The organism is Paenibacillus sp. EZ-K15 (assembly GCF_002573715.1).
Lineage (GTDB): Bacteria > Bacillota > Bacilli > Paenibacillales > Paenibacillaceae > Paenibacillus_AQ.
Genome location: NZ_PDHM01000017.1, coordinates 126460 through 148835, shown reverse-complemented (window position 1 = coordinate 148835; position 22376 = coordinate 126460). Strand labels below are relative to the sequence as shown.

The following is a 22376-nucleotide window of genomic DNA, read 5'->3' as shown; positions in this document are numbered from 1 at the left end:
CCGTATAATTCTTAATCGTAATGATTACTATTAAATGGAGGGGTTAAGTATGAAACTTAAACTTGGGATGGGCGTTATTTTAGTAGCATTGGGGTTATTGCTTGCAGGGTGTCAAAGCGCTGATCCTAATGAGAATCGTCCTATCAATGAGACTGAGGCAGACAGCGGTACTCATGAAAGCAGCAACAATCATAGTCATGATGATGAGGACGATCATGACCACAAACACAATCATGATCATGATGAGGAAACAGAAGCGATCTACAAGGGGGTCTTTGATGACAGCCAAATCCAGCATCGTACCCTGTCAGATTGGGAAGGAGACTGGCAATCGGTTTATCCATACTTGCTGGATGGAACACTGGATGAGGTGTTTACGCACAAAGCGGAGGATACCGGAAAAATGACGGCGGCAGCGTACAAGGAATATTATGAAGTCGGCTACAAGACCGATACGGAACGTATTGTCATCGAAGGTGACACCGTCACGTTTTTCACGAGCGGTCAGGAGCAGTCGGTCGAATACCAAGCCGATGGATATGAAATACTGACTTACGAAGCAGGTAACCGCGGGGTCCGTTACATATTTAAATCGGTTGAAGATATCGAGGGACTGCCTCGCTACATTCAATTCAGCGACCATCGCATCACGCCAAGCAAGTCTGATCATTTCCATTTATATTGGGGAGACGACCGCGAGGCTTTACTTCAAGAGGTGACGAATTGGCCTACCTATTATCCGTCCGCAATGGATGGCCATAGCATTGCCCATGAAATGATGGCACATTAACGGCTTCGAAGCTCGATATCGGCGTTCTGGAGTACATCAATTTTGCCCTTGATCACAAAAAGACCGCCAGGATGGCGGTCTTTCAGCTGTTCATGAAGTTTATGATTGGAGGTATAGCGCGTAAACAAAAAAAACCAAGGTGTAATTAACCAGGTTCTTTGATATTGCATATAAACAGACACGATGCTATAATCAGATCACGTCTGACAAAGTTTAATTAGACATAAATATCTTATCTTACATTTTAATTGTACCATGTCAAAAAAACCTTGTCAAATATTTTTTTCTCAATTTAATGGTTAGGAGAGATGTTGAATGAGTTCGTTGGTTCTCGGTTTTCAGGAAATGGAAAAAACGCAGCTTTGGCTCGTTGGCGGAAAAGGGTTACATTTAGGGGAATTATCAAAAATTGAAGGGATACAGGTTCCCGAAGGATTTTGTGTTACAACCGTAGGATATCAAAGAGCCATCGAACAAAATGAAACGTATCATGATTTGCTGGGTCAACTAACCATGTTAAAAACAGACGATCGAGATCAAATTGGTGAAATCAGCAGGAAGATTCGTCAAACCATTATGGAAGCAGAAATTCCATCCGATGTCGTGACAGCAGTTACTCACTATCTCTCCCAGTTTGGCGAGGAACATGCGTATGCTGTGCGTTCCAGTGCGACTGCTGAAGATTTGCCACACGCCTCTTTTGCCGGTCAACAAGACACCTATTTAAACATCATTGGCGTCGATGCCATCTTGCAGCATATCAGCAAATGCTGGGCTTCCCTATTTACGGATCGCGCTGTGATCTACCGGATGCAAAATGGATTTGACCACCGTCAAGTTTATTTATCCGTTGTCGTTCAAAGGATGGTTTTCCCACAGGCTTCAGGGATTTTATTTACCGCCGATCCGATGACCTCGAGCCGAAAGCTGCTATCCATCGATGCCAGTTTTGGACTTGGAGAAGCACTGGTCTCTGGCTTGGTATCTGCCGATTGTTATCAAGTACAGGAAGGGGAGATCGTCGATAAGAGGATAGCAGCCAAAACATTGGCGATCTATGGACGAAAAGAAGGGGGAACAGAGACACAGCAGATCGATCCCGATCAGCAAAAGACTCAAACACTTACAGATCAACAAATTTTACAACTGGCACGCATCGGGAGACAGATCGAAGCTCATTTTGGTTGCCCGCAAGATATTGAATGGTGTTTGGCCCACGATACTTTTTATATTGTCCAGAGTCGGCCCATCACGACTTTATACCCCATCCCTGAAGCGAGCGATCAAGAAAATCACGTCTATATCTCTGTTGGTCATCAACAAATGATGACGGATCCCATAAAACCACTGGGATTGTCTTTTTTTCTGTTGACGACTGCTGCACCCATGCGTAAAGCTGGTGGAAGGTTATTTGTTGATGTCACACATAATCTGGCTTCACCTGACAGTAGAGAATTTTTATTAAATGGCATGGGACAACACGATCCGCTCTTAAAAGACGCACTTATGACCATAATAGATCGAGATTTCATAAAATCATTACCAAACGATAAAAAAGAATCGAGTCCCAGTAAAAGCAATAAAGGTATGCCGCCTGCCGGTGCTCAACCACAATTCGAAAACGACCCGACAATCGTTTCTGATTTGATTAGGCGTAGTCAAACATCGATCGAAGAGTTAAAGCATAACATCCAAACGAAGACTGGATCGGATTTGTTTGATTTTATCCTGGAAGATATTCAGCAATTAAAGAAGATCTTATTTGACCCACAAAGTTCGGCTGTGTTTATGGCTGCCATGAATGCTTCATCATGGATCAATGAAAAAATGAACGAGTGGTTAGGTGAAAAAAACGCAGCGGATACGCTTTCTCAATCTGTACCCCATAATATTACTTCGGAAATGGGTTTGGCGCTGCTCGATGTCGCAGATGCAATCCGTCCTTATCCGGAAGTCATTGATTATTTACAACATGTAAAAGACGACAACTTTTTGGATGAACTGGTAAAGATGGAAGGCGGGAAGGAAACCCAAGACGCGATCTATACTTATCTCAGCAAATACGGCATGCGCTGTGCCGGAGAAATCGATATCACCAGAACTCGTTGGAGCGAAAAACCAATTACGCTTGTCCCGTTGATCCTGGGTAACATCAAAAATTTTGAACCTAATGAAAGCGGTCGGAAATTTGAGCAGGGGCAACAGGAGGCTTTGAAAAAAGAAAAAGAACTATTAGAACGATTGAAGCAATTGCCAGATGGTGAACAAAAAGCCAAAGAAACCAAACGAATGATCGACCTTATCCGGAATTTCATCGGCTATCGGGAATATCCAAAATACGGCATGGTGAATCGCTACTTCGTTTATAAGCAGGCTTTATTGAAAGAAGCCGAACAACTCGTACAAGTGGGCCTTATTCATGAAAGAGAAGATATATATTATCTCACGTTTGAAGAACTTCACGAAGTCGTACGCACCAATAAACTGGATGACCCGGGTTGCATGGTCGAGCAGCAAGCGAAGCTTGCGACCAGACAGATCATCAGCAAACGAAAAGACGAGTACAAATTGTATGAAAAATTAACTCCCCCACGTGTTATCACGTCGGATGGTGAAATTATTGCAGGTAAGTACAAACGAGAAAATCTTCCAGCCGAAGCGATTGTAGGTCTAGCTGTTTCTTCCGGAGTCATAGAGGGGCGAGCACGTGTCATCTTTAACATGGAAGATGCGGATCTGGATGATGGAGATATATTAGTCACCTCCTTTACTGATCCCAGCTGGACACCTTTGTTTGTATCCATAAAAGGCCTGGTCACCGAAGTGGGTGGACTGATGACCCATGGAGCCGTTATCGCGCGTGAATATGGCTTACCCGCCGTTGTCGGGGTGGAAAATGCCACCAAGCTGATAAAAGATGGGCAACGAATTCGCGTGCATGGAACAGAAGGGTATATCGAAATATTGTAATGACTGAATAGGTGAAGTAAGAGGCGATTTATTCCCAGTAGAATTACTAGGAGTAAATCGCCCCTTAAACTTTTTTCAACATCCGAATTGCTTATCCTTTATGCCCCGGGAAACCTCAATTTTTCTTCCTCACTAATATCCCAAACGATTGTTGAACGTCCAGTAAGCTGGAGTATTCTGCCCATATGGAAATCGAGAAACAAGATGACTAAATAGATTTTGAAAGTCGCATAAATTGCGGCTTTTTTTTGCTTTAAGTATATAAGTTCGTCAAATTTATCGTCAAATCGGATCAAAACACAAATCTAGATTATTGTATTTGGATTGACCATATCAACGTATGTTATCATAGTAAAGCAATGAGTAATTTTAAAACTGAACGAATACTTGGAAATACTTGGAGGGAGTACTCATTAATAACGTCGACCTGAATGAAGCAATGTCCATGTTAAAGAAGACGAGCCGTACTTTTTATATACCCATAAGTTATTTGGAATTAGGAATACGGGAGGCAGTTGCATCTGCCTATCTATGTATGCGAGCAATAGACGAAATCGAAGATCATCATGAACTCACTGACGAATTGAAAGTTGAATTACTTTTTGGGATTTCTGAAATATTTAAGTCCCAGGATGTTATGGAAGTTATGGAAGCAACACGAAGATTACTATCACCTTATCGGGCGGTATTACCTGAAGTTACGATGCAGCTAGATAAATGGGTGCTTCTTTGTCCGTCTTCCGGAGTCGCCATCGTAAATCATTACATCGCAAAGATGTCGTTACATATGTCTGATTGGGTTCAGAACGGGTGGAATATTCATACAGAAGAGGATCTGGACAGATATACCTATAGCGTAGCTGGTATGGTTGGAGAGATGTTATCAGAACTTTGGTTATGGCATGACGGGACGCAATCTGATCTAATGAAGGCGATTGCCTTCGGAAGAGGATTACAAGCGGTAAATATACTCCGAAATAGAGATGAGGATCTTAAACGTGGTGTTGACTTCTTTCCTGATGATTGGGGATTTAATGAGATGCACCAGTACACATGCCGTAATTTACAAATCGCCGATTCTTATGTAGCAGACCTGAAGGATGGTCCAGCGTTAAAATTTTGCAAGATTCCATTAGCGTTAGCTCATGCTACCGTCAAACTCATTTCTGCGGGCGGAAGCAAATTAACGCGGGATACTGTTCTAAAAATTGTGAATCGTGTGACTGGATAATGTAATTGTGTAATTGTTCATAGTTAGACTTGAACAAGGAGCCGTAAGCAGTGGTATATCGGCTTCTTTCTGTTCGTTCTTCTGTCCTTTTGAGCAATGTGACAAGAATGTCATACGGAATGGAATATTGTTAGGTTAATCGATGGGAATATATAGACGTCTACCTTATACTGGAAAAGGCTTGAACGAGTTTTTTCGAAGGAGGACATCCATTGATGACTGATGTAGTTAAAGCAATAATACTTGGGATAATAGAGGGCTTAACTGAATTTTTACCGGTATCGTCTACTGGACATCTGATTTTAGCAGGCCATCTACTTAGCTTTGAGGGAGACGCTGCAATCACTTTTAAAATTGTGATCCAGTTAGGTGCAGTCATGGCAGTTCTAATTCTTTATTGGAAAAGATATTTGCAGATTGGGGTTAATCTGATTAGAATGGATTTTTCCCAAAGTAAAGGATTAAATGTTATTCATATGATTTTGGCTATGTTACCAGCATTAATCCTATATCTTGTCTTCAAAGACACAATAAAAAGCCAATTATTCGGCCCAACCCCTGTCTTGATCGGTCTAGTAGCCGGTGGCTTGTTGATGATCGTCGCAGCACGGAGCAGGAGAACTGAAACCGCTGATACGATGGATGGGATTAATTACAAACAAGCTTTCGGGATTGGCCTGTTTCAATGTTTGGCTTTGTGGCCGGGATTTTCAAGATCGGGGTCCACGATTTCCGGTGGCCTTTTGCTTGGTACTAGTCAAAAAGCCGCCGCAGATTTCACATTCCTTATTTCCGTGCCTGTCATGTTTGGCGCAAGCTTGTTAGATTTATACGATAGTCGCGATTTGCTGAATGCTGACGATCTCTTTCTAATGTTAATTGGCTTTACGACATCCTTTATTGTGGCCATGATTGCAGTAGTGACGTTCATCAAACTGATTAAGCGACTTCGATTGGAATGGTTTGCTCTGTATCGTTTTGTCTTAGCCGCGCTCTTCTATTTAATCGTCATACTGTAAGGCCCTAATAAGATGAAACGCAGCCGGAAAGCTGCGTTTTTTCGTACCATCTATAGATCTGCGAATAATGAACGCCTACAGGGAGCAGATGCTGGAGATGAAGGGAGAACAACCCATGAGAAGAAGACGGAAATGGTCCAAGGCCGTATTGGTCATTTTACTGATTGCGATCAAGAGATTGTCGTTCATTCCTGTCTCACAACCGGACGTGAATGAGGACCTGGATACTTGGAGAAAGGCATTAGCGGACCGTCATTTTGATGTGTTGCCTCCAGACTCCTTGCAAAAAGTCTATAGGCTGATAACGGCAGGGCGGTCAGGATAGACCGCTCCGGAGATATGGTATTGATGCCGCGTAAATCGCGGCTTTTTTTATTGAACGATAGCGTGTCTTTAGCTGGTTGTTTGCTCCCAGAAAGGGGCCAAATTGACCGATATAACCTCAATGACTTCTTTAAACATCGATTCCACTGAACGATCTTGAGGGTTCCGGCTCCACTGCAAAGCCGATCCGAATATGCCCCAACTGATAACGAGTGCCGCAGCTTCCAATTTTTCTTGCGAAAAGCCCTGTGTGTCCACTTCATTTACCCGTTTAAGCAGAAGTCGATGAAGATCCTGACGCATGGCATTTTCAAACATCGCTTCAAACTGCTTGTCTCCCGGCATACTACATTGTTGAAACCGTAAAAGAAAATCGAATATGGTTTGAATAAGGATGCGCAAATTGTCCGCATTGCATCTTGGTTCTTCCGGCAGTCTATCCCTTATAGTCATTTGGAACTTTTCTGTCATCCAATATTCAAGAAAGTCATATTTATCCTGAAAATGAGCATAAAATGTTGTTCGATTTACGGTTGCTTGATTCGTGATATCGTGCACAGAAATGGAATAGATGTTTCTCTTTTTCCCAATCAAATCGTTAAAAGCCTGCACGAACAATTGACGGGTTCTTTTAACACGCGGATCCTCGGGATTTACCGACATTTTACCGCCCTCTTTCTTTCGAACTCAAAAAACAGACAAAAGGGCAAAAATGTTGGGAACACAACAAAAACAGCTTTTTGCAGGTTGTTCGCATAACGCAATCCTTTTATCTTTTACTTAAGAGGTTGTTCAAAAAATCACTAAAATCCATTGATCTGTTTGTGTCTGATTTCAGCGACTTTTGTTAACACGCACTTATACGATTATGATTGCACAAACAAAATCGTATGGCAAACTCTTTATCTGATTTGCAAACGAAAGGATGAGTACTGAAATGATTGTTGTTACAGGAGCGAATGGAAAATTAGGCCGGAAGGTCGTAGAGGAACTTCTCAAGCGTGTGCCTGCCGGGAATATTGGTGTAAGTGTCCGTGATGTGAACACGGCAGAGGATCTAAAAGAACGAGGGGTTCGTGTCCGGCAAGGAAATTTCGATGATTCCGAAAGTCTTCTACACGCCTTTGAGGAAGCGTCTCAAGTTCTTCTTATCTCGTCCCACTCCTTGGGAGAGGTTGCTGTTCGTCAGCATCAAACCGCAATCGACTCGGCAAAGAAAGCGGGTGTTGGTCGACTGCTGTATACTAGCCAAATGTTTTCATCTGCAACGTCGCATTTTCCTCCCATGAACGTTCATGCTGCTACAGAAGAGATGCTAAAATCTTCGGGAATGGCTTTCACGTCGCTGCGAAACGGCTTTTATGCCGCATCAGCGATGATGTGGATGGGTGATGCCTTGAAAACAGGGAAATTGATTGCTCCGGAAGATGGTCCTGTTGCCTGGACCAGCCATTCCGACCTGGCTGAAGGCACAGCGGTCATCCTGACAGAGCAGAGATATGACGGTATAACTCCTCACCTTACGGCTTCCGAAGCGATTGACATGGGTAGAATCGCATCGATTGCTTCCAAGGTCTTGAATCGACCGATTCGGCGAATTGTTGTGTCGGATGATGAATATCGGAATCATTGATGTCCCGAGGACTGCCGGAAGCGATGGTCGGCATGCTTACGGGTATGTTTCAGGCAAGTCGACAGGGAGATTTCTCGCAAACCAATCCCGCTTTGGAAAACCTGATTGGCAGATCCCCAGTGAATTTTACGGATTTTTTAAAAGACTCGATTTCTCAAGGATGAGAGTATAGTCGGTCTTTATACACCAGTGAAATAAAACACCGAATCATAAGGCATTTCAGGAGGTTGCCGGTATATACTTCAATATCACTATAAAATAAACTTCGTTGTCGAAGTTTATTTTTTTCTTGGTAGAGCAAGTTGGCTTTTCACCACATATTCACTGAATAAATAACCCGGAATAGCGTTCTTTTTTTGTTATTTATCTAGGAATGTTAGCTCGAACTAACAACTGATGTTAATGATGATTGGTAGATTATCCGAGTGAGAATATTATAATACGTAAGAATAAGTTATGTTTATTATCTCGGAGGGTGTGAACTAGGTGGAGAGAGTGATACATAGTGAAATAAGAGGATCAGGACAAAAACCTAAAAGAAAATGTAGAGTACTGAAAATGATTTTACTAGTACTTGCAATCATAACTGCAATTGCCGCAATTGCTCTAGTCATTTATGCTTATCAAAATACGAATTATGATAAAAAACCATTAAAGCAAACATATCGAGCCGGCTATATAGAAAAGCAGGTTACTCTTGATGATGGAACGATATTAAATTACGCTGAAGGACCAGATCATGGACCCGCTCTTCTATTAATACACGGGCAGTCCATGCAGTGGGAAGATTATTCAAGAGTACTTCCGGTACTCGCTGAATATTATCATGTATATGCAATTGATTGTCACGGGCATGGAGATTCCACTCATGATGCTGCCAAATATACAGCTGTTGCTATGGGACAGGACTTTGTTTGGTTTATTGAAAATGTCATTGGTGAACCTGCTGTGCTGTCAGGCCATTCTTCCGGTGGTATTTTAGCATCATGGATCGCAGCTTATGCACCGGAGCTCGTGCAAGGAATTGTTTTGGAGGACCCGCCATTTTTTAGTGTGGAGCCCCATGAAATGCAGGATACATTTGTGTGGCTTGATAGCTTTGAAATCGGACATAACTTTAAAAACCAAACCGTTGAAGATGATTATGTAGTTTACTATATGAAAAACAGTTATTTATGGGGAAAGTTTGGCGATTTAAGAAAACTTACCGCAAGGAGTACGAAGGAGTACCGGGAAGCACATCCTGGAGAGCCGTTGAAATTGTGGTACGTACCATATCAATGGATACATGGTACCCTTTATTTAGATGATTTTGATCTTGATTTTGCAGAGACTTTTTATACAGGTACTTGGTTTAAAGGTTTTAATCAGGAGGAAACCTTGTCCAAAATCAACACTCCTTCTGTTTATATTAAGGCAGCCACACAATATGGCGAAGATGGAGTGCTTTACGCGGCAAATCGTGATGAGGATGCTGAAAAGGTGCATAGTCTTCTAAAAGGAAATGAGATGATAACGATAAAATCCGGACATGATATTCATTTTGAGAAGCCAGATGAATTTATAACGATCATGGTTGATTTTTTGAAAAAAATAGAATAAAGCTTGATGCCAGTCATTACGACCGTATTCGGGATTGGTTACAAATTCGAGAAACTTTCATTGTCCTGAATCAAATCGTCAAAGCATTCATTCGAGCATTTCTAATCAACCATTTTTCAAGGGGGGGAGAACTTCATGGAAAAAGGGAATCTTGGGTTCAGCAAGATATGGGCAATTCCCAAAGATAGCATAGCGGCAGGTCGTCGTCATACGGTTGGTCTAAAATCAGACGGCACGGTCACGGCTGTCGGTGATAATAAATATGGCCAATGTGATGTAAGTGGTTGGCGCGATATGTTGGCGGTTGCGGCTGGTAATGTTCATATGGCGACGAACACGGGTAATGCTCATACCATCGGGCTTAAATCGGATGGCACGGTGGCGGCTGTGGGCTGGAATAAGTATGACCAATGCGATGTTAGCAGCTGGCGTGATATGGTGGCGGTTGCGGCGGGTTGGCGTCGTACCGTCGGGCTTAAATCGGATGGCACGGTGGTAGCTGTGGGTCGAAATAATGAAGGCCAATGCAATGTAAGTGGCTGGCGTGATATGTTGGCGGTCGCGGCGGGTGACTGGCATACCATCGGTCTTAAATTGGACGGCACGGTGACGGCTGTGGGCAATAATCAATATCGCCAATGCAATGTAAGCGACTGGTGCGGCATCGTGGCGGTTGCGGCGGGTTATCTTCATACCGTTGGGCTTAGATCGGATGGCACGGCGGTTGCTGTGGGTCAAAATAAGGTAGGCCAATGCGATGTGACCGACTGGTGCGGTATTGAGGCGATAGCGGTGGGTAGTCATCATACCATCGGGCTTAAATCGGACGGTACGGTGGCAGCTGTAGGCTGGAATGAGTATGGTCAATGCAACGTAAGAGACTGGCGCGATATTGTAGCAGTTGCGGCGGGGTGCGCTCATACCATCGGCCTTAAATCGGACGGCACGGTGATTGCTGTAGGTGATAATGAATATGGCCAATGCGATGTAAGCAGTTGGGCTAACATCCAACTGCCCGGCAATTAGATTTCAATATTAATAATACATATAGCATATAGGGGGCACGCCGACTGGTGTGCCTTTTTACATGAAGCGCAGAAAAAAGCAATACTTTATAAACATAACGGTTTGAAAAGTATTCGGAATAAGCTATTCTATAAGCAAGGAATTCGTATGATACTGAAATATGGAGGCGTTTTCATGGATGGTTGGATTCAGGCAGGTACGGTAGAAGAGCTTCGCGAGCAAGGACCGAAGCTGATCAAGGGGGGCATCGTAGTATTTTATCACGAGGATGACGTGCACGCGCTTGACAACCGGTGCCCGCACCTTGGTTTTCCGCTCCACATGGGAAGTTTATGCAACGGAATTTTGACATGCCATTGGCATCATGCAAGGTTTGACGTATGCAGCGGCGGAACGCTCGACCCTTGGGCTGACGATGTACCGGTACATGATTTTACCATTCATGACGGACTGATTTGGGTCAATCCCAAATCCCGGAACAGCAATCAAGTACAGCTGTATAAAGATCGGCTTCTGAGCGGCCTTGAGCAAAATATCGGTCTTGTCATAGCCAAGGCCATCGTTGGATTAATGGAGGCAGGTGTTCCAGAGACGGAAATCGCGGCGATCGGGATCGAATTTGGGGTCAAACAGCGCAGGCAAGGGTGGGGCTCCGGGTTAACAATTCTGACCGCGATGGCCAACGTCCTGCCAAAGCTTGATAAACAAGGCCGGATCCTTGCGTTGTTTCAGGGCTTGCTGCACACGGCGCGCGAATCAGCCGGTAGCGGAACGCGATTCTTGCTCGATCCACTTCCGAATGCAGGCGTCTCCGAAGAACGGTTGACGGAATGGTACCGTGATTGCATCGAAGTTCGGGATACGCGCGGTGCGGAACGGGTGCTGCTGACCGCCGTGCAGTCAGGGGCGGATAAGAAGCGATTATTCTCTATGATGAGCATGGCGGCGACGGACCATTTTTATATGAATGGAGGTCATACGCTAGATTTCCATAATAAGGCGTTCGAGAGCTTGAAATACGTCGGGCACGAGCAGCACAAATATATCCTCGCTTCGCTCGTTCCGATGTTCGGGAACGCATCGCGCAGCGAAGAGCTTCATAGTTGGCAGTCCCCGGTTAATTTGGTTCAGCCGATAAAGGAAGCATTTGAGGAGTTGTCCAAGAATGGCGTTTCATCAGGAAGCGGGGGCTCTGGCATCGATGACGAGGCGCTGCTCCAAGCGCTGCTTGGCGACGATCCGCTTGGAACAGCGCACATGTTGAAGGATGCTTTACTCAGGGGCGCCTCTCCAGTGCGCATCTCGCAAATTGCCGCATTGGCTGCGGCAGAACGGGTCGTCCGCTTCCACACGCATAACGATTTCGGAGACTGGATTTCAGTGCTGCACACGTTTACACATGCTCACGCCGTTCACGAAGGATTGATCCGTTCCGCCGATTCATGGCTGGTTCGCGGTATTTTCCATACTGCGGCTACGATTTACCTCGATCGGTTTTTGAACATCCCCGCTGCCCCGAGACCGGATGCAATAGGTGCGACTGAGGAAGAACCACAACCCACCGAGCTGCTTGAGATTCTCGACAAGCAACAGCAAGTGGCGCCGGCGGCGGCATGGGTGATTCGCTATCTGCGCACCGGCGGAAAGCCGGAGCCTTTATTCAACGTATTGGGCCATGCGCTGCTTCGAGAGGATGCGGAATTCCACACCTTCCAAATGTACGAAGCGGCCGTGGCGGAATATGACCGCTGGGCTTCCGAGTCTGGACCTTTCGCCGAGAGTGCCCGCGAAACTTTGATCCTTGCGCTTACCCGCTATTTGGCGTCGCACGCTCCAACTTCCCGTGAGACGCCGCATACAGCTAAAATTGCATGGCGGCTTCATCGGGGCGAGAAATTGTTCGAAGAATAATAAAGTGAGAAAGCCGCTACAATGATTGTAGAACAAGGCTGTCGAGGTCTTCTCGACAGCCTAATCTTTAGAAGTTGTTGAATAGCTCTTATCTATAGCTTGTGAGTATTACCAAGGTTGCTTTGTTGGTCCAATGGTAAACTCATTCACATTCGTATCTTCCGGCTGATCAATCGCGAATGCCACAACATTGGCAACTCGATCAGGTGTAATACCATATTGTTTGTACAACGCAGTCATACCTTCGGACATATTCTTATCCGTGATCGTATCCAACAATTCCGTATTGATCGCTGCGGGATAAATCGTTGCAGTGCGAATGTTAGTCCCTTCTTGGGCAGATTCCATACGCAACACTTCCATTAAATCCCGAACAGCCCACTTTGTTGCGCCATAAACCGCACCGCCTGGGTAAGCTTTAAGCCCGGCCACTGATGAAGTAGTGATGATATGTCCAGACTTTTGCGATGTGAATGTTGGCAATACTGCGGCGATACCATTTAATACACCTTTAATATTAACGTCAACCATCTGGTGCCACTCGTCAGTTTTTAATTCGGAAAGGGGGGAATTAGGCATTAGTCCAGCGTTCAAGAAGATTACATCGACACCGCCAAAAGTGTCTTTAGCTAGCTGAACAAGCTTCTGATTATCATCTGGATTAACAACATCTGTTACGCGATAAGCAGCTTGTCCACCAGCTTTTTGGATTTCCTCGGTCAATGCTTTTAATTTGTCTTCGCGACGTGCGCCCATAACAATTCTAGCACCCTTACTTGCCAATAATTTCGCAGTAGCTTCTCCAATTCCGGATGAAGCTCCAGTGATTATAACTACTTTGTTTTCAATCGTCATCTTGATTCCTCCTTTGAGTATAGGTTGAGTTTAAACCATAGAGTTAACTCTAAAGCAAGGGGAGGATTTTAACAATTTTAGAGATCAGCTAACGGAAAGAGCCACCCGTATTTATTCATCCAAATTACAGGAGGCTCATCTATTAATTAGAAATAGGGATTTCTATTTTGTTGTTTTTATGAATATCTTCAGTTCCGGCTTCTAATGCCGTTTTGTAGTATAAGCATTTATGCTCGACCAGTTCCATTGTCTTTTTTAGTTCTTCCATCTGTTTTTCCACTATTGCTTTGCGTTCCATAAACATGTCGAATCTTTGTTGCAATGTGGTATCTCCATCAGTAACCCAATCTATGAAAGTCTTTATTTCCTTAATTTGCATACCAGTGGATTTCAAACAATCAATTACCTTTAATGCGGCAATATCGGATTCTTTAAACAAACGTTGGCCACTTGCCGAGCGTTCAACAAAAGGCATAAGTCCTTCCTTGTCATAGTAACGCAAGGTATAAGCTGTAACATTTAGTTCCATTGCTACTTCACTGATCGAATATGTCTTCATCATATCTCTCCTAATCAACTACTATAGACTTCGAGTTCACTCTATGAGAAGTGAGGAGAGTATCATAGGTTTGGATGAATGTCAATTTACTATCCTGAAAAAAACGATGTGTTAGCATCGGAAAGTCATATTCGGTAATTCCCCGTCGTGGGTATCTGGCATATTGCCTCGTCGAAGCGGTGGGTTTATCATTAATTATCATGATTCCCCAAAAACTATCGTTCAAGAGCCAAATGATGTAAAAAAAGAATGCATCGAACCCATGGGTCCGATGCATTCTTTTTATAGCGAGTTATATGTTTCATCATTAACGGGTTCTAACCAATCCGTTTCACCCGGTGTGAGGGCTAAGTGCACAAACCAGCTGTTCTTAGTGGCACCATGCCAGTGCTTAACATGTGGTGGGATATTTACAACATCTCCGCTCTTAAGCAACTGAGCGGGTTTGCCATCTTCTTGGTACCATCCTTCACCACCAGTCACCAATAGTACCTGACCAACCGTATGAGCGTGCCAGTTATTGCGGGCGCCTGGAGCAAAAGTTACATTTCCAATAGCTGTGTTAAGAGGGCTTGCGTCCGTGAAAACCATGTGTAAGTAAACATCCCCAATAAAATGGGCTTCTACTTTGTTCCCCAATGGGAAGATGGTGCTATTCTTTAATTCTTCATGTGCCATAATGTCATCCCTACTCTCTATTCTTTTTTATAAACTTCTTTTGCGATGTTAAATGCTGACCAAGCCTTAGGCCATCCTGCATAGAATGACAGATGGGTAATTATCTCCGCAACTTCCTCTTGGGTTATTCCGTTAGTCTTTGCTCTTTGAAGATGCGGAGTTAATTGCTCAAAGTTCCCTCCAGCGATTAATGCAGAAACCGTAATCATACTTCGATCACGAGGGGATAACTCCTCTTCTCTGGACCATACTTCACCAAATAAGACGTCATCATTGAGTTGAGCGAATTTGGGTGCAAACTCTTCGAGTAAGTCACGTCCAGCCGTTTGTTTTTCAGCCATATCATTCATTCCTCCATTCATTTCATGGTTAGGAATAAGTATAGACCTTAGAGTTACCTCTAATGCAAGTAACCAGGTTGGGAGACAAGGTGCATAACCATTACCTTTATTTATATCGAGTATAACAAATATCAATTATTATAATATGCCTTATTCTATTATCATTAATTTTGTAAGCCAATCAACATAGGAGTCATAACTGTAAGCTGCAAGGGATTTTGTTGAACAAATCGAGTCGGAGATAGGGTGCCGATTACGACTATGTCCGTCGGACCTAGGCGAGAGCGGGTCATTCTGCGATGAGTACGGGCTGACTTAAAGGGGGAAGTAGTATCATGGCATTGATTGTGTTTACTTTCATCGGGGTGTTTATCGGCGTATTATCCAGCCTTTTCGGCCTAGGTGGCGGCTTCGTTGTCGTCCCAATTCTATATGTTTTCCTTCCTCACGTTGTTCCTGCAGAATATGTTATGCATACAGCTGTGGGGACATCACTGGCTGTCATGATTATAAATTCAACGAATTCCACCTATAATCATTCGAAGCAAGGTAATATCAATTGGATGGTATTTAAACAATTAGCTGCTTTTATCGCATCAGGCGCTCTGATCGGCGGGCTGTTGGCCCGCTATATCGATGGTGGATTGCTCAAATTTGCATTTATTATGCTACTTTGTTATGTCATTATATCTAATTTGTACAAGAAAACAGCGAATAGCAACGATGAATTCCCGATCTCTCCTCTGCCAGGACGCATGTCCCGTTTCGTTGTTGGATCGTTCATTGGCATTATTTCAACGTTGCTAGGGATTGGCGGTAGCGTTATGACGATCCCATACCTTAGAAAATATGGGATGCGGATGCTGCATGCGGTCGCTTTAGCTACACCGCTAGGTCTGCCTGTCGCTATTGTCGGTGCATCTACTTATCTTGCTTCAGGATTACGGGTAGCGGGTATGCCAGATTCGACCATTGGATTTATTTATATACCTGCATTGATTGGATTTTCGCTTGGGGGGCTGATAGGAGTACCAATCGGGAGAAGGTGGGCTCAGAAAATTCCAGATACTTTGTTTTTTAGAATTTATATATGGTTACTTATCATCGTGGTTATTATGATGATTATAGAATAACCCACCAAACATGATAACTTGTTCGATGAACCATTCGGCAATATAAATGGATTTTAGTGTAAAAAGTCTGTTTCTGGTATCTCCTCTCATCTTGATATTTTGATGCAGAATCGAGGTATAATAAATATTAGTAATAATCTAGTAGAACGCTGTATTCTCTTTATTTAAAAAACACGAAGGAGGGATTTTTATATGCAATATGGACCTGATCCAAATGCAATCTACCCAAATGAGGCAATTAAAAGTATATGCTATATTAAAAACGTTGTAACACGCTCAAATATTATGATCGGTGACTACACATATTATGACGACATCAACGGGGCTGAAAAGTTTGAAGAGCATGTTACACATCACTATGAATTTATAGGAGATAAGCTGATTATCGGAAAATTTTGCGCAATAGCAAAGGGTATTGAATTTGTAATGAATGGTGCAAACCATAGAATGTGCAGTGTCACTACCTATCCATTTAACATTATGGGCCATGGTTGGGAGAAAGCGACTCCGACACTGGCAGACTTACCCCTTAAAGGTGACACTATAATTGGAAACGATGTATGGATCGGTCAAAATGTCACCGTAATGCCCGGTGTACATATTGGCGATGGGGCAATTATTGCAGCCAATTCTGTTGTGGTAAAAGATGTTCCCCCTTACCATATTGCAGGCGGGAATCCTTGCAAAGTCATTAAGAAAAGATTTGACGATGAACTCATCGATTATCTCCTTCCCATTAAATGGTGGGATTGGCCTGTTCGTAAGATATTTGATAATCTTGAAACACTATGCAGCGGGGATCTGACAAAAATCAAGGGGATTTATTAGCTCATTATTTGCAAAATAGGGCATTCTCGGGGAAATCCCGTAACATGGAACCCAGCCTTTCGTCCTTATACAGGATGAAGGGCTTTATAATTTATTCAAAAAACTTGATTTCCAGAAAACAAAAGTATATGATTGACCCATCAACCATTGATGAGTCAATGAATTGAAGGGGGGCTATATCATCTCTACATGTCATACAGAAGACCTGCTGTACTTGCTAATGCATCTGAATAAGCATATTGCGACTCGGTTTGAGCGATGTGCTGGAGTTAGTCCCAATCGGCTGGAACTCCTCTACAAACTGACGGGAGGCGAAATTAGCCAGTCGGATCTGCAGAAGGCAGTGTCTATTGATCCAGCTGCGGTGACCCGTCATGTTCAGCAGTTGGAAGCGGAAGGAATGCTTCTGCGAACCAGATGTGAGAATGACAACCGGATTACGTTGGTTCAGCTAACCGAAGTGGGCAAAAATAAAGTAGCAACGTTTAGAGCGGAGAAAGATCGATTTATGGAGGAACTGCAGGCAGACCTTACAGAATCAGAACGACTTGCGTTTGTTCAAGTGCTACAGAAGCTGAACAGCCAGATTCAACAGATGAAGGAATCTAGTAAGACCAATTAACTTATAGAGATTAAAGGAGAGAATATCATGACTGTAACTTCCCTAAACAATAATTATAAAGAAATTATTACTTCCCGTCGCTCTGTGCGGGTATATGACCCATTGGTCAAAATCAGCCATGAAGAAATGACTGAAATTTTGAAAGAAGCGACTTTGGCTCCATCATCCGTTAATCTTCAGCCTTGGAGGTTTCTTGTCGTTGATAGCCCAGAAGGAAAAGCAACGCTTGAAGAGCTTGCACCAGGCAACAAAACACAAGTTTCTACTTCTTCCGCAGTAATTGCTGTATTTGGAGATATGAACGCATTCGACTATGCAGATGAAATTATGGGTAATGCTGTGGAACGTGGATATATGCCACAAGAGATTAAGGATCAGATGATGGCAAACTATACCGATCTGTTCGGACGTATTCCGGCACAGGCTTTCCGTGAAATGATCCTTATCGATAGCGGATTGGTTTCCATGCAGCTTATGCTTTCTGCTCGTGCCCGTGGATATGACACAAATCCAATCGGCGGATACGATAAATCCCGAATTGCAGAAGCATTTGGTATGGAGAAAGACCGTTATGTACCGGTAATGCTCATCTCTGTAGGTAAAGCTGCCAAAGAAGCACGTTTGACGACTCGTCTCCCTATAGATCGTATTGCGGAATGGAAGTGAGGTAACAGCGATGATTATTATCCATGCAGAAATGAAAGTAAACAGTGAATTAGAGGCAGAATTTTTGGAAACCGTAAAAGAACTTATTGAGGCATCCCGTGCGGAAGCAGGGAATGTGTCGTATAAGCTCCTGAAGGATACAGATAAGGATGACACATATCTCATGGTCGAACAGTGGAAAGACCAAGAAGCAGTAGTGGCTCACAATGCGAGCACCCATTTTCAGGCGTTTGTAGCTAAAGCTCCAAAATACTTGACAGCCCCGTTAATGTTCAAGCTTTTGCAGGTCAACCTATCAGCAAATAATTAACGATCTACAAGTAAAGAAAGTCACCCATAATTGGGTTGACCTTTTTTTGCTTTGCTTTACTATATACTGCTACATTTATATTTACTAAAATGCGGCAATCCTATCCTCCATGTGCGTTTTTGGATAGAAACCCCTTTTTCACAAGCAAATCTTCGGTGGCCTCCCACAGCTTGTTCTGCATTACCACATCCCCCCCAGGCGAAACAGGTTCAATTGATTTTCCGGTTCCAACATTAAAATATCCGCCTGTCATTTTTTGATATTCGGGCTCAACTATTAATCGGGTGATAATATCTGCTCCTTTTCTCGGATCTCCAATCCGAAGTGCTTTTAACAATCGTTCTAATACGGAAGCGAACCAAAGTTCTCGTCCGAGTCCAGTAACATTAAATCCCGGATTTAGTGCATTTACGCTGATTCCCGTACCTGCCCACCGCCGTGCTACTTCAGCGGTGAACATGATATTTAACAATTTGGTTTTCCCATAGATGGGGGATGATCCGCGAGAGGTAAAGGGAGTTGTATCAGTCAAATCATCGGGTAGCTTCAAAATACCATGACGTTGTGAAGCTTCAGAGGCAACATTGACAACTCTTGCCTCGTGAGCATTTTGCAGGGACGGTTTTAGCATATGTGTCAAAAGCCAGGGCGCTAAATAATTGACAGCCATCATTTCAGGAAGCCCCTCAGAAGTGATACGAGGCACAAAAGCATGGATCCCCACATTGTTTAACAACACATCAATTTTAGGATAAGCGACGGTTATTTCGCTGCCAACCCGGTTAACGTCCTTTAATAGCGAAAAATCTCCATAAAAAAAGTCAACTTTAGTTGATGGTGCAATCTCCTGAATCTGTTTTCTCGTCGCCTCAGCGCGTTCTTTACTCCTGGCAGTCAAGATAAGATCAAATCCGCGTCTTCCTAATTCGAACGCGACAAGCTGTCCCAGACCACTGGTAGCACCTGTAATGACAATTGTTTCTTTTTTAGACATCGTCATTTCTCCTTCATGTGATACAATTTTTTTGAAGCTATCATTGCAAACAACAGGTAAAGTAGAGCGTTTATTTAGTTGACATATGCAAACTATAATGATTTGATTGATATATGTCAATTAGTTATTTTTGATCTAGAGAAAGGTGATTGAGGATGAAGGATAGTGAAATCAAAAATGAATCGAGGGAGAAACTGGAGATTGAATTGGGCGAGCAGCTTAACGCTCTCAGCAGTGCTGCACATGCCCTGAATGTCAGAGCCGCAGCGAAATTCGATTCCTCCTTGCAGCCTGCTGCCTTCCATATTGTTCGTTGGCTGTATTCCTATGGCCCAACTAATGCCGCCACATTAGCTGAATCAACTGCGATGGACCGAAGTTCGGTCAGTCGCCTTGTCAAACAACTCCAGTCTCTGGGATATGTGAACAGAGAAGTGTCTCCTAATGATGGACGGGGAATTGTGTTGTCTCTTACCGAGTTTGGACAAGCAAAAACAATAGAAGCACTTAAGGAAAAAGAGTCTGTTTATTATGAACGACTCTCTGACTGGAAAGATGCGGAGCTTCATATTTTTATCGAAATGCTCAGGCACTTCAATGGATTCAATCGTCGATAAGTTCGTTCGGCTGTATGATGCTTGAAAACACCTGCAAACCTGGACTGAAATGAATGAAGCTAACGGGACACGACAGCCCAATATCGGAAGAGGTGCCAGCGAGACTACAAGTAACGTTGAAAGGTATGGGATTAGGCATGGATATTCGTAAACTAAAATATTTTATAACAGTTGCTGAAGAATTGCATTTCAACCGTGCGGCGGAAAAACTAAATATGACCCAGCCGCCGCTGAGTCAGCAAATTCAAAATCTTGAAGAAGAGATCGGTGTGCAGCTTTTGGAACGTAGCAAAAGGACAGTACTTTTAACTCCTGCAGGAGAAGTATTCTTAAATGAAGCGAGGAGAATCGTACGTCAGTTAGAGCAATCGATAGAAAAGACCAGGCTTGCTGGAGAAGGGATGGTTGGCCAGTTATCCATCGCTTTTGTCGACTCTGCTTCTGGAGAATGGCTGGTGCGGTTGTTGAGGATATTTCGGGAACTGTATCCTCAAGTTCAATTGATTCTAAGAGAAATGACATCGGCAGAGCAAATTCAAGCTCTGCAAGACGGTACGATACATTTCGGATTCGTACGGTATAGCGAGCCGGTCAAGCATGTTCGATATCAGACTGTACAACATGAATCATTGATCGCGGTTTTGCCGGAAGACCACGCATTGGCACTGGAAAGTGAGGTTTCCATTCGCAATTTGGCTGCTGAAGCGTTTATTCTGTTCCCGCGGCAGTTCGGCGCCCCGTTCTACGACCAAATTATGCAATTCTGCAAAAATCATGAGGTTGATCCCAAAGTTGTACAAGAAGCTGTCCAGATGTCAACCATCGTTAACCTGGTTGCCGCTGGGATGGGAATATCAATTATTCCTTCGTCAGCATCGATATTTGAACGAAAAGGGGTGGTGTTCCTTCCTTTTCAGGAAGTTACACCTTTTGTACCTCTATTTGCCGCCTGGAGAACGGACGTCAATCAAGCAGTAATCGCGAACTTTTTATCGCTATTGAGCAATCTTGATTAGCCCGTGCACTCAGGATTACGCTCAATAAAAGGATCTAAAATTTCATCAATTCTTTGCATGATCGAGCTTTGCAGCACTATGCCGGATGCTCGCGCGTTCTCTTGAATCTGCTCCGGTTGGGATGCACCGATAATAACAGAGGAGACTTGATTATTTTGCAAAATCCAAGCGATAGCCAGCTGAGGAAGAGTTAAATCACACTCATGGGCAATGGGAATCAACCGCTGGATCGCGTCAAGGGCATCATATTGCATCCATTGCCCCGCCAAACGTTCTAAGAATCGCGAGCCGGTTTCGTCCAGTGCCCGAGAGCCTGTGGGAAGAGAATGACCAGCCTTGTATTTCCCAGACAAAATGCCTTGCGCAAGCGGGGACCAAGTCATCTGGCCGATTCCTGCCTCCGCACAAGCTGGCAGAACATTGCCTTCGATGACACGCCACAGCATCGAATATTGTGGCTGGCTTGCCACAAAAGGAATGTTAAACCGTTTGGATAGTCTAGCCCCTTCTTTAATTTGAGCAGCGGTCCATTCACTAACACCTAAATACAATATTTTACCTTGACGCACCAAATCGGAGAAAGCAAGGAAACTCTCTTCAAGCGGTGTATGCGGGTCAAAGCGGTGAGCAAAATAAATGTCGATATAATCTGTTCCCAGCCGCCGCAAAGATGCGTTGCAGCTCTCGAAGATATGTTTGCGTGACAACCCCTGGTCGTTTGGGCCGGTACCTGTGGGATGACACACCTTGGTACTGAGCACAATGCTTTCGCGTGAGATTCCTTTTAGCGCTGTTCCAAGCAAGGCTTCAGCCCTCGTATCCGAATACACATCCTCAGTATCAAACGTATTAATTCCTTGATCCAAAGCTGCAAACACACATTTTTTAGCTAATACATCCTCGAGTTGCGCCCCATGTGTGATCCAGTTGCCATACGAAATTTCACTTACCTTTAATCCGCTGTTTCCCAGCTTACGGTATTTCATTTTGGACACCTCCTGTTAAGGTTGATCCGATTATATCAACCAAATATAAAGTGGTAAAATATATTTTTAACTACCTTTTAATACGAAAATCATATTAAAAGAGAAATTGAAGAACAAATAAATGGATTCGGATCTGAGGTGAGTGGAAATGTTGAATAAATCAAAATGTAGCATTGCAGACGAGGAGTTAGTGAGAGAGAGAAGGTAGCCTTGATTGCTCGTACAGAAGAATGGAGTGGTCGTGTAGGTTTCTAGAGGAGAGCTT

Annotated in this window: 23 protein-coding genes; 16 read left to right on the top strand and 7 right to left on the bottom strand. The window is 43.7% G+C overall.

Translation table 11 applies throughout. From position 1 onward, the window contains the following. Positions 1-49: 49 nt before the first annotated feature. The 5 genes from CRG97_RS17220 to CRG97_RS17200 all read left to right on the top strand — a co-directional run bounded on the left by CRG97_RS17220 (position 50) and on the right by CRG97_RS17200 (position 6335). The gene (locus CRG97_RS17220; RefSeq protein ID WP_098745538.1) at positions 50-790 is read left to right on the top strand and encodes a metal-binding protein ZinT; all 741 of its coding nucleotides are present in this window, start codon (positions 50-52) and stop codon (positions 788-790) included. 315 nt (positions 791-1105) lie between these two features. Continuing rightward, complete coding sequence (gene ppsA, locus CRG97_RS17215; protein ID WP_098745535.1) at positions 1106-3760, top strand: phosphoenolpyruvate synthase; 2655 nt, start codon at positions 1106-1108, stop codon at positions 3758-3760. 439 nt (positions 3761-4199) lie between these two features. Then, the gene (locus CRG97_RS17210; protein ID WP_202618952.1) at positions 4200-4991 is read left to right on the top strand and encodes a squalene/phytoene synthase family protein; all 792 of its coding nucleotides are present in this window, start codon (positions 4200-4202) and stop codon (positions 4989-4991) included. Positions 4992-5206: 215 nt separating this feature from the next. Continuing rightward, complete coding sequence (locus CRG97_RS17205) at positions 5207-6010, top strand: undecaprenyl-diphosphate phosphatase (protein WP_098745530.1); 804 nt, start codon at positions 5207-5209, stop codon at positions 6008-6010. 115 nt (positions 6011-6125) lie between these two features. Next, the gene (locus tag CRG97_RS17200; RefSeq protein ID WP_098745527.1) at positions 6126-6335 is read left to right on the top strand and encodes a hypothetical protein; all 210 of its coding nucleotides are present in this window, start codon (positions 6126-6128) and stop codon (positions 6333-6335) included. 68 nt (positions 6336-6403) lie between these two features. Here the strand turns inward: CRG97_RS17200 and CRG97_RS17195 are convergent, their stop codons facing one another. After that, positions 6404-6997, bottom strand: a complete 594-nt coding sequence (locus tag CRG97_RS17195; protein WP_098745524.1) for a TetR family transcriptional regulator — start codon at positions 6995-6997, stop codon at positions 6404-6406. A gap of 274 nt (positions 6998-7271) precedes the next feature. On the opposite strand from CRG97_RS17195, the gene CRG97_RS17190 reads away from it, so the two are divergent. The 4 genes from CRG97_RS17190 (at position 7272) to CRG97_RS17175 (ending at position 12506) form a co-directional block, all read left to right on the top strand. Next, entirely contained in the window at positions 7272-7967 is a 696-nt protein-coding gene (locus tag CRG97_RS17190) for an NmrA family NAD(P)-binding protein (RefSeq protein WP_237566461.1), read from the top strand. 486 nt (positions 7968-8453) lie between these two features. Beyond that, on the top strand, positions 8454-9569 hold the full coding sequence (locus CRG97_RS17185; RefSeq protein ID WP_202618951.1) for an alpha/beta fold hydrolase: 1116 nt from the start codon (positions 8454-8456) through the stop codon (positions 9567-9569). A 135-nt stretch (positions 9570-9704) separates the two neighbouring features. Then, complete coding sequence (locus tag CRG97_RS17180) at positions 9705-10595, top strand: RCC1 domain-containing protein (protein WP_098745520.1); 891 nt, start codon at positions 9705-9707, stop codon at positions 10593-10595. A gap of 174 nt (positions 10596-10769) precedes the next feature. Continuing rightward, positions 10770-12506 carry a Rieske (2Fe-2S) protein gene (locus CRG97_RS17175; RefSeq protein WP_098745517.1) on the top strand — a complete coding sequence of 579 codons (1737 nt, stop codon included), beginning with the start codon at positions 10770-10772 and terminating at the stop codon, positions 12504-12506. A 108-nt stretch (positions 12507-12614) separates the two neighbouring features. Here the strand turns inward: CRG97_RS17175 and CRG97_RS17170 are convergent, their stop codons facing one another. From CRG97_RS17170 to CRG97_RS17155, 4 genes are all read right to left on the bottom strand, one after another. Further along, a complete protein-coding gene (locus CRG97_RS17170; protein WP_098745514.1) occupies positions 12615-13361 on the bottom strand; it encodes an SDR family oxidoreductase in 747 nt (248 codons plus the stop codon). A 142-nt stretch (positions 13362-13503) separates the two neighbouring features. After that, complete coding sequence (locus CRG97_RS17165; protein ID WP_098745511.1) at positions 13504-13920, bottom strand: MerR family transcriptional regulator; 417 nt, start codon at positions 13918-13920, stop codon at positions 13504-13506. Between the two features lie 282 nt (positions 13921-14202). Continuing rightward, the gene (locus CRG97_RS17160) at positions 14203-14598 is read right to left on the bottom strand and encodes a cupin domain-containing protein (protein WP_098745508.1); all 396 of its coding nucleotides are present in this window, start codon (positions 14596-14598) and stop codon (positions 14203-14205) included. A 17-nt stretch (positions 14599-14615) separates the two neighbouring features. Then, positions 14616-14939, bottom strand: a complete 324-nt coding sequence (locus tag CRG97_RS17155) for a carboxymuconolactone decarboxylase family protein (RefSeq protein WP_098745505.1) — start codon at positions 14937-14939, stop codon at positions 14616-14618. Between the two features lie 335 nt (positions 14940-15274). Here CRG97_RS17155 and CRG97_RS17150 point away from each other — a divergent pair, with 335 nt between their 5' ends. From CRG97_RS17150 to CRG97_RS17130, 5 genes are all read left to right on the top strand, one after another. Continuing rightward, positions 15275-16072: a sulfite exporter TauE/SafE family protein gene (locus CRG97_RS17150; RefSeq protein WP_098745503.1), complete on the top strand. Its 798-nt coding sequence runs from the start codon at positions 15275-15277 to the stop codon at positions 16070-16072. A 192-nt stretch (positions 16073-16264) separates the two neighbouring features. After that, the gene (locus CRG97_RS17145) at positions 16265-16900 is read left to right on the top strand and encodes a Vat family streptogramin A O-acetyltransferase (protein WP_098745500.1); all 636 of its coding nucleotides are present in this window, start codon (positions 16265-16267) and stop codon (positions 16898-16900) included. A gap of 220 nt (positions 16901-17120) precedes the next feature. Continuing rightward, positions 17121-17522, top strand: coding sequence for a MarR family winged helix-turn-helix transcriptional regulator (locus CRG97_RS17140; RefSeq protein ID WP_237566505.1), 402 nt, complete (start codon positions 17121-17123; stop codon positions 17520-17522). A gap of 27 nt (positions 17523-17549) precedes the next feature. Further along, positions 17550-18188 (top strand): nitroreductase family protein, encoded by a 639-nt coding sequence (locus tag CRG97_RS17135; protein ID WP_098745494.1) that lies wholly within the window; start codon positions 17550-17552, stop codon positions 18186-18188. Between the two features lie 10 nt (positions 18189-18198). Continuing rightward, complete coding sequence (locus tag CRG97_RS17130; protein ID WP_114149310.1) at positions 18199-18498, top strand: putative quinol monooxygenase; 300 nt, start codon at positions 18199-18201, stop codon at positions 18496-18498. 100 nt (positions 18499-18598) lie between these two features. Here the strand turns inward: CRG97_RS17130 and CRG97_RS17125 are convergent, their stop codons facing one another. Continuing rightward, complete coding sequence (locus CRG97_RS17125) at positions 18599-19492, bottom strand: SDR family NAD(P)-dependent oxidoreductase (protein WP_098745491.1); 894 nt, start codon at positions 19490-19492, stop codon at positions 18599-18601. A 155-nt stretch (positions 19493-19647) separates the two neighbouring features. On the opposite strand from CRG97_RS17125, the gene CRG97_RS17120 reads away from it, so the two are divergent. After that, positions 19648-20109, top strand: a complete 462-nt coding sequence (locus CRG97_RS17120) for a MarR family winged helix-turn-helix transcriptional regulator (RefSeq protein ID WP_098745488.1) — start codon at positions 19648-19650, stop codon at positions 20107-20109. A 137-nt stretch (positions 20110-20246) separates the two neighbouring features. After that, positions 20247-21125, top strand: coding sequence for a LysR family transcriptional regulator (locus tag CRG97_RS17115; RefSeq protein ID WP_098746657.1), 879 nt, complete (start codon positions 20247-20249; stop codon positions 21123-21125). Here the strand turns inward: CRG97_RS17115 and CRG97_RS17110 are convergent. Beyond that, positions 21122-22111, bottom strand: coding sequence for an aldo/keto reductase family protein (locus tag CRG97_RS17110; RefSeq protein ID WP_098745485.1), 990 nt, complete (start codon positions 22109-22111; stop codon positions 21122-21124). The genes CRG97_RS17115 and CRG97_RS17110 overlap by 4 nt on opposite strands. Positions 22112-22376: the final 265 nt, after the last annotated feature.

Bases quoted from the DNA above. Each gene is read 5' to 3' on its own strand.
- CRG97_RS17180 (WP_098745520.1), top strand. From the start codon at position 9,705: ATGGAAAAAGGGAATCTTGGGTTCAGCAAGATATGGGCAATTCCCAAA.
- CRG97_RS17160 (WP_098745508.1), bottom strand. From the start codon at position 14,598: ATGGCACATGAAGAATTAAAGAATAGCACCATCTTCCCATTGGGGAAC.
- CRG97_RS17195 (WP_098745524.1), bottom strand. From the start codon at position 6,997: ATGTCGGTAAATCCCGAGGATCCGCGTGTTAAAAGAACCCGTCAATTG.
- CRG97_RS17135 (WP_098745494.1), top strand. From the start codon at position 17,550: ATGACTGTAACTTCCCTAAACAATAATTATAAAGAAATTATTACTTCC.
- CRG97_RS17170 (WP_098745514.1), bottom strand. From the start codon at position 13,361: ATGACGATTGAAAACAAAGTAGTTATAATCACTGGAGCTTCATCCGGA.
- ppsA (WP_098745535.1), top strand. From the start codon at position 1,106: ATGAGTTCGTTGGTTCTCGGTTTTCAGGAAATGGAAAAAACGCAGCTT.
- CRG97_RS17120 (WP_098745488.1), top strand. From the start codon at position 19,648: ATGAAGGATAGTGAAATCAAAAATGAATCGAGGGAGAAACTGGAGATT.
- CRG97_RS17140 (WP_237566505.1), top strand. From the start codon at position 17,121: ATGCATCTGAATAAGCATATTGCGACTCGGTTTGAGCGATGTGCTGGA.
- CRG97_RS17150 (WP_098745503.1), top strand. From the start codon at position 15,275: ATGGCATTGATTGTGTTTACTTTCATCGGGGTGTTTATCGGCGTATTA.
- CRG97_RS17190 (WP_237566461.1), top strand. From the start codon at position 7,272: ATGATTGTTGTTACAGGAGCGAATGGAAAATTAGGCCGGAAGGTCGTA.
- CRG97_RS17200 (WP_098745527.1), top strand. From the start codon at position 6,126: ATGAGAAGAAGACGGAAATGGTCCAAGGCCGTATTGGTCATTTTACTG.
- CRG97_RS17130 (WP_114149310.1), top strand. From the start codon at position 18,199: ATGATTATTATCCATGCAGAAATGAAAGTAAACAGTGAATTAGAGGCA.
- CRG97_RS17220 (WP_098745538.1), top strand. From the start codon at position 50: ATGAAACTTAAACTTGGGATGGGCGTTATTTTAGTAGCATTGGGGTTA.
- CRG97_RS17205 (WP_098745530.1), top strand. From the start codon at position 5,207: ATGACTGATGTAGTTAAAGCAATAATACTTGGGATAATAGAGGGCTTA.
- CRG97_RS17125 (WP_098745491.1), bottom strand. From the start codon at position 19,492: ATGTCTAAAAAAGAAACAATTGTCATTACAGGTGCTACCAGTGGTCTG.
- CRG97_RS17155 (WP_098745505.1), bottom strand. From the start codon at position 14,939: ATGGCTGAAAAACAAACGGCTGGACGTGACTTACTCGAAGAGTTTGCA.
- CRG97_RS17210 (WP_202618952.1), top strand. From the start codon at position 4,200: ATGTCCATGTTAAAGAAGACGAGCCGTACTTTTTATATACCCATAAGT.
- CRG97_RS17165 (WP_098745511.1), bottom strand. From the start codon at position 13,920: ATGAAGACATATTCGATCAGTGAAGTAGCAATGGAACTAAATGTTACA.
- CRG97_RS17145 (WP_098745500.1), top strand. From the start codon at position 16,265: ATGCAATATGGACCTGATCCAAATGCAATCTACCCAAATGAGGCAATT.
- CRG97_RS17110 (WP_098745485.1), bottom strand. From the start codon at position 22,111: ATGAAATACCGTAAGCTGGGAAACAGCGGATTAAAGGTAAGTGAAATT.
- CRG97_RS17175 (WP_098745517.1), top strand. From the start codon at position 10,770: ATGGATGGTTGGATTCAGGCAGGTACGGTAGAAGAGCTTCGCGAGCAA.
- CRG97_RS17115 (WP_098746657.1), top strand. From the start codon at position 20,247: ATGGATATTCGTAAACTAAAATATTTTATAACAGTTGCTGAAGAATTG.